This window comes from Ruegeria sp. AG1 (genome assembly GCF_056541705.1).
Map to the genome: position 1 here is coordinate 317,286 of NZ_JBQFYU010000006.1, position 6,492 is coordinate 323,777.

Here is a 6,492-nt window from a genome sequence, read left to right on the forward strand (position 1 = left end):
CGCTAACCGCTGAAGTCAGCCTTGCTGTAGCCTTGAATGTAAAGCAGGGCCGTCAGGTCTCCGTGATTGATCCGTACGTCGCACTCAGCCGCAACCGAGGGCTTTGCGTGCAGTGCAACGCCGGTTCCGGCCCGCCCCAGCATGCCCAGATCGTTAGCTCCGTCACCAACCGCGATCACGTCGCCCTCGGACAATCCAAGCGTTGCGGTGATCCGCTCCAGCGATTCGACCTTGGCCTGCCGCCCGAGGATCGGGTGCTGCACATCGCCCGTTAGCTGCCCATTCTCGGTTAACAGCGTGTTCGCCCGGTTCTCATCAAACCCCAACTGCGCCGCCACGCGGGCCGAAAACGCGGTGAACCCGCCCGAGACCAAGGCCGCATAGCCGCCTGCCTCTCGCATGGTTGCCACCAGCTCGCGCCCTCCGGGCATGAGGGTGATCCGCGTGTTCAGAACGTGGTCTATGACCACCTCGTCCAGTCCTTTCAACAGGCCGACCCGTTCGATCAGCGCGCCTTCGAAGTCCAACTCACCATTCATCGCGCGGGCGGTGATGTCCTTGACACGCTCACCCACGCCCGCCTCATCCGCCAGCTCATCAATGCATTCCTGCTGGATCATGGTGCTGTCCATATCCGCCAGAAGCATTTTCTTGCGCCGCCCTTCAGACGCCTGAACGACCAGATCAACGCTCATCTCTTGCAGATCGGCCCACACGTCCCAGCGATTGTCGGGCATCTCGGACAGCGTGAACTCGGCCGCCTCACCGGGGTTGAGCCACGTGACTTCGCCCCCGCCCCACGCATTTCGCAGCGCGTCCACCATCGGTACCTCAAGCGAGGGTGTGGTGGGATTTGTCAGCAAGGTGGCAACGTACATGGCAGGTCTCCGGCAATCTGCATAGCGCATATCGCAGGTGCAGCATTTTCGCCAGAGTTGGTTGGAAATATCTGGCAAACGGGGCTTTACGGTCCCGGTTTTCCCCGCCAGATTCAGCCCGCGACGCACGGAAAGGAACACCGAATGGCCAACCCGCTTTTTGATCGTCTGTTTGGCATTCACGCCGGGAAAACCACGCCGTTCCTGCATCTGCCCGAAGGTCAGGTTCTGACCCATGCCGCCTTTCTCGACATGGCCGCGCGGCTGGCCAACGCGCTGACGGGGCTGGAGCTGGAGCCCGGAGATCGCGTCGCGGTTCAAGTCGAAAAATCGCCCGAGGCGCTTGCCCTCTACGCAGCATGCGCGCAGACCGGGCTGATTTTCTTGCCGCTCAACACCGCGTATACGACCACCGAGCTGCAGTATTTCATCGAAAACAGCGGCGCGAAGCTAGTGGTCTGCGATATCGCGAACGAGGCTGGCCTGACCCCGATTGCCCAAGCGCAGAACGCCCATATTGCAACTCTGAACGCCGATGGCTGTGGCAGCCTGATGCGCCGGGCGCTGGGAATGCTGCCTGCGTATGAACCTGTTTCACGGTCCGAAGATGATCTGGCCGCGTTCCTTTATACCTCAGGCACCACGGGGCGGTCGAAAGGTGCGATGCTGACGCAGGCCAACCTGCTGTCCAATGCCGAAACGCTAATGCAGGAATGGCGCTTCACCAAGGACGATGTGCTGCTGCATGCGCTGCCGATCTTTCACACGCATGGCCTGTTCGTAGCGACCAATGTGGTGCTGGCTTCGGGCGGATCGATGATCTTTCTGCCCAAGTTCGATCTGGATGACATCGTGCGTCTGATGCCGGAGGCCACCTCGATGATGGGTGTGCCAACCTTCTACACTCGCCTGCTGGGCGATGACCGGTTTACCGAAGATCTGACGCGCCATATGCGGCTGTTCATCTCAGGCTCGGCACCGCTGCTCGCAGAAACCCATGAGTTGTTCGAAGCCCGCACCGGGCATCGCATCCTCGAACGCTATGGAATGACCGAAACCAACATGAACACCTCGAACCCCTATGACGGCGAACGCCGCGCCGGGACCGTCGGGGTCCCGCTGTCGGATGTCGAGCTGAAAGTCACGGACGCCGAAACCGGCGCGCCTCTGCCACAAGGCGAAATCGGCATGATCGAGGTGCGCGGTCCGAACGTCTTCAAGGGCTATTGGCAGATGCCCGAGAAAACCGCCGCCGAACTGCGCGAGGACGGGTTCTTTATCACCGGTGATCTGGGCCGGGTGGATGAGGATGGCTATGTCCATATCGTCGGCCGTAGCAAAGACCTGATCATCTCGGGCGGATACAACATCTACCCCAAGGAAATCGAGCTTTTGCTGGATGACCAACCCGGTGTTCTGGAAAGCGCGGTCATCGGTGTGCCGCATTCGGATTTTGGCGAAACGGTGCTGGGCATTCTAGTGCCTCAGCCCGGACAGGCCCTTGATCTGGATGCCATTCTGGCGCGCGTTCAGGATCAGCTGGCCCGGTTCAAACATCCGCGCAAACTGATCGTGCTGGATGAGCTACCCCGCAACACCATGGGCAAGGTGCAAAAGAACGCCCTGCGCGCGACCTATAAAGACAGCTTTATACAAGGCTGACCCGGCCCTTTTCAGTTATCTCCCAGCAGGCGCGGCCCTCGAAGACAACGGCACTGGCCGGGCGCCCATACCCCGCGCCGGTATCAAGATTCACGCGATTGCCGCAATGCGTCACCTGGTCGACCGGAGTATGGCCGTGAACGATCAGCTTGGGATGCGGCTCGGTATGTTTCAAAAACTCCTGCCGGATCCAGACCAGATCGTTTTCATCCTGCTGATCCAACGCGATACCGGGGCGGATGCCCGCATGAACAAAAGCCAGGTCGGGTGTCTGGTGCATTAAGACCAGCCCCCGCAGGAACGCACGATGATCCTCGGGCACGGCCTGCAACGCCATGGCGTGCAGATCCTCAAGCCGGGTTTGCCCCTCGAACACGATACCATAGCTGGCAAGTGTTTCGACCCCGCCCAGACGTTCGTGCAGCCAGTGGTAGCCGACCAGAAGATGCGGATCATGGCGGGGGAAATCCTCAAGAAACCATGCAAACATACGGTCGTGATTACCCAGCAAAGTGATCCAGTCCCGCCCTTCGGCGCGTCCCGCGATCAGGCGGTCGAGAACACCCCGGCTATCTGGTCCCCGGTCGGTATAGTCGCCCAGAAACACCACCTGAGCCTCAGGCCCGCCGTCGCGGTCAATCAGAGAAAGGAGTCGATCGAACTCGGCGCTCTGCCCGTGCAGGTCGCCAATGGCGTAAATCGGTTTAGTCATGAAAAGGTCTCGGCTGCTGTCACGGCAGTTTAGAGGCGAAAGCGTTGATAGCGCAATCAGGAACACCCGCGTCGGTCCTTGGCGCGGGTGTCAAATTGTTTGAAATGAAAAAGGGTGCCAATCAGGCGACGTCGAACTCCAGCGGTTTGATCTGCGTGAACAAGCCCGTTTCCGCCAGCTTGGCGCGCGCCTCGGCTGGCACAGGTTCGTCCACATAGAGCAGCGCAATGGCCTCACCCCCCGCCTCAGACCGGCCTAGGGTAAAGTTCGCGATGTTGACGTCGTTCTCGCCCATGGTCTGACCCAGCGCGCCGATGATGCCCGGCACATCCTCGTTGGTGGTGTAAAGCATATGCGCTCCGATCTCGGCGTCGATATTGATGCCTTTGATCTGGATGAAGCGAGGCTTGCCGTCGCTGAACACTGTGCCACCGATCGAGCGTTCGCGCTTGGTGGTCACCACAGTGACCTTGATGTAGCCCTCAAACGCACCGGACTTGTCCTGATTGGTGGTCGAGATCTTGATGCCACGCTCTTTGGCGACAACCGGCGCCGAGACCATGTTCACCTCGGGATTGAACTTCTTCATGATCCCTGCAACGACAGCGCAGTTCAGCGCGGCCAGGTTCATTTCAGCCGCTACACCATCGTAGAGGATGTTGATCGCCTGAACCGGCTCATCGGTCATCTGGCCGATGAAGCTGCCCAGATGGCCCGCCAGTTTGATCCACGGCCCCATGACCTTGGCCTCTTCCGCCGTCACGCTCGGCATGTTCAGCGCGTTTTCCACCGCACCGGTCAACAGATAGTTCGAGATCTGCTCCGCCACCTGCAGGGCCACATTCTCCTGCGCCTCGGTCGTTGCCGCGCCAAGGTGAGGCGTGCAGACTACGTTGGGCAGGTTGAAAAGAGCGTTTTCCTTCGCCGGCTCTTCGCTGAACACGTCAAAGGCCGCGCCGGCGACATGACCCGATTGCAGCGCCTCGGCCAGCGCGTCTTCGTCGACCAGACCACCACGGGCACAGTTGATGATCCGCACACCCTTCTTGGTTTTCGCCAGGTTTTCTCGGCTCAGGATGTTGCGTGTCTGATCCGTCAGCGGAACATGGAGAGTGATAAAGTCAGCGCGGGCCAGCAGCTCGTCCAGCTCGACCTTTTCAACACCCATCTGCGCGGCTTTCTCTTCACCCAGATAGGGGTCATAGGCCACAACCTTCATCTTCAGGCCGAGCGCGCGTTCGCAAACGATACCGCCGATATTGCCCGCCCCGATCACGCCGAGGGTCTTGTTGGTCAGTTCGATGCCCATGAACTTGGACTTTTCCCATTTACCCGCATGGGTCGAGGTGCTGGCCTCAGGGATCTGCCGCGCCACTGCGAACATCATCGCAATCGCGTGCTCAGCGGTGGTGATCATGTTGCCGAAGGGCGTGTTCATTACGATCACACCCTTTTTCGAGGCCGCATCCTTGTCGATGTTATCGGTCCCGATCCCGGCACGACCGATCACTTTCAGTTTGTCGGCCTTCTCCAGAATGGTCGGTGTGACCTTGGTGGCCGAACGAATGGCAAGGCCATCATACTGTCCGATCACCTCGGCTAGTTTGTCTTTGTCCTTGCCCAGATCGGGCATGAAATCCACGTCGATGCCGCGATCACGGAAAATCTGCACGGCGGTTTCGCTGAGCTTGTCAGATACGAGTACTTTGGGGGCCATATTCTCTGGTCCTTTGGAGAGTTCTGGGGGATGGCGGGCTGAATCCCGCCCTACAATTCGGTCGTGTAGGCCGGGCTTCAGCCCGGCACTGGGATATCAGGCAGCCTCAGACTGCGCTGCGATCTCGGCCTCAAAGGCCCATGCCAACCATGGCAGCATCGCCTCGATATCCGAGGTCTCAACCGTGCCACCGCACCAAATACGCAGGCCCGCAGGCGCGTCGCGATAGGCACCGATGTCCAAGGCGATGTTCTCGGCCTCAAGCCGTTTGGCCACGGCTTTCGCGAATGCTGCACCGTCGTGAATGCGCCCATCCGTGAATTTCAGGCAGACCGAGGTGTTCGACTGCGTCGCCGCATCCTCGGCCAGATTGGCGATCCAATCGTTTTGGACGCAGAAGGCATACACCGCACTGGCATTGGCAACGGCACGAGCAATCAGCCCCTGCAACCCACCAACCGAGCGTGCCCAGTCCAGCGCAAACAGATAATCCTCGACCGCCAGCATCGAGGGCGTGTTGATCGTGGCCCCATTAAAGATACCTTCGATCAGCTTGCCACCCTTGGTCAGGCGGAAAATCTTCGGCAGTGGCCATGCGGGCGTGTAGCTTTCCAGCCGCTCAACCGCGCGCGGGCTTAGGATCAGCATCCCATGAGCCGCTTCACCGCCCAGCACTTTCTGCCAACTAAACGTGGTCACATCCAGCTTGTCCCACGGCAAGTCCATCGCAAAGGCAGCCGAGGTTGCGTCGCAGATCGTAAGACCCTGACGGTCATCCGCGATCCAGTCCCCATTCGGAACCCGCACACCCGAGGTCGTTCCGTTCCATGTGAACACCACGTCATTGGCGAAATCGACCGAGGCCAGATCCACGATCTGTCCGTAGTCTGCCGTCTTCACCTCGGCATCGATCTTCAGCTGCTTGACCACGTCAGTCACCCAGCCCGCGCCGAAGCTCTCCCAAGCCAGCATCTCAACCTTGCGCTCACCCAACAGTGACCACAACGCCATCTCAACCGCGCCGGTGTCCGACGCGGGAACGATGCCGATCTTGTAGTCCACTGGAATGCCCAGAATCTCACGCGTGCCTTCGATGGCCGCTTTCAGCTTGTCCTTGCCGACAGCAGCACGGTGCGAACGACCCAGCGCGGCATCGGCCAGTTTGGACAGATCAAATGTGGGGGGTTTGGCGCAGGGGCCCGAGGAAAAACGCGGATTCGCCGGCCGCGTCGCCGGTTGTTCATTGCTCATCTGTATTACCCTTCCAGATACACGCCCCTCGTTGGGGAGGGGTGTCCCACGGACAGAGCTATGAGGCCTTCGCAGACGCAGCAAGCGAAAAAGACGCTTTCACCGCAAAAAACGACACCAAAGATGAGCGTAAATAAGAACAGAGGTTTCCGATAAGCGAAAACCCCGCCTTTCGGCGGGGGTTTGTTGTTTTATTCTGCGGCTTCTTCGTAAGCTTCCATTGGTGGGCATGTGCAGACAAGGTTTCGGTCTCCGTATGCGTTGTCGACGCG

General features: G+C 59.6%; 5 protein-coding genes. 1 reads left to right on the top strand and 4 read right to left on the bottom strand.

What is annotated here, in order from left to right:
- Positions 1–2: 2 nt before the first annotated feature.
- Positions 3–878 (bottom strand): phosphoserine phosphatase SerB, encoded by an 876-nt coding sequence (serB, locus tag ACR0B5_RS11685; protein ID WP_480540548.1) that lies wholly within the window; start codon positions 876–878, stop codon positions 3–5.
- Positions 879–1,022: 144 nt separating this feature from the next.
- Here serB and ACR0B5_RS11690 point away from each other — a divergent pair, with 144 nt between their 5' ends.
- Entirely contained in the window at positions 1,023–2,540 is a 1,518-nt protein-coding gene (locus ACR0B5_RS11690; RefSeq protein WP_480540550.1) for a malonate--CoA ligase, read from the top strand.
- Here the strand turns inward: ACR0B5_RS11690 and ACR0B5_RS11695 are convergent.
- The 3 genes from ACR0B5_RS11695 to ACR0B5_RS11705 form a co-directional block, all read right to left on the bottom strand.
- The gene (locus ACR0B5_RS11695; RefSeq protein WP_480540551.1) at positions 2,527–3,252 is read right to left on the bottom strand and encodes a metallophosphoesterase family protein; all 726 of its coding nucleotides are present in this window, start codon (positions 3,250–3,252) and stop codon (positions 2,527–2,529) included. The genes ACR0B5_RS11690 and ACR0B5_RS11695 overlap by 14 nt on opposite strands.
- Before the next feature lie 121 nt (positions 3,253–3,373).
- A complete protein-coding gene (serA, locus tag ACR0B5_RS11700; protein WP_170482243.1) occupies positions 3,374–4,969 on the bottom strand; it encodes a phosphoglycerate dehydrogenase in 1,596 nt (531 codons plus the stop codon).
- A 96-nt stretch (positions 4,970–5,065) separates the two neighbouring features.
- Complete coding sequence (locus tag ACR0B5_RS11705) at positions 5,066–6,220, bottom strand: phosphoserine transaminase (RefSeq protein WP_480540553.1); 1,155 nt, start codon at positions 6,218–6,220, stop codon at positions 5,066–5,068.
- Positions 6,221–6,492: the final 272 nt, after the last annotated feature.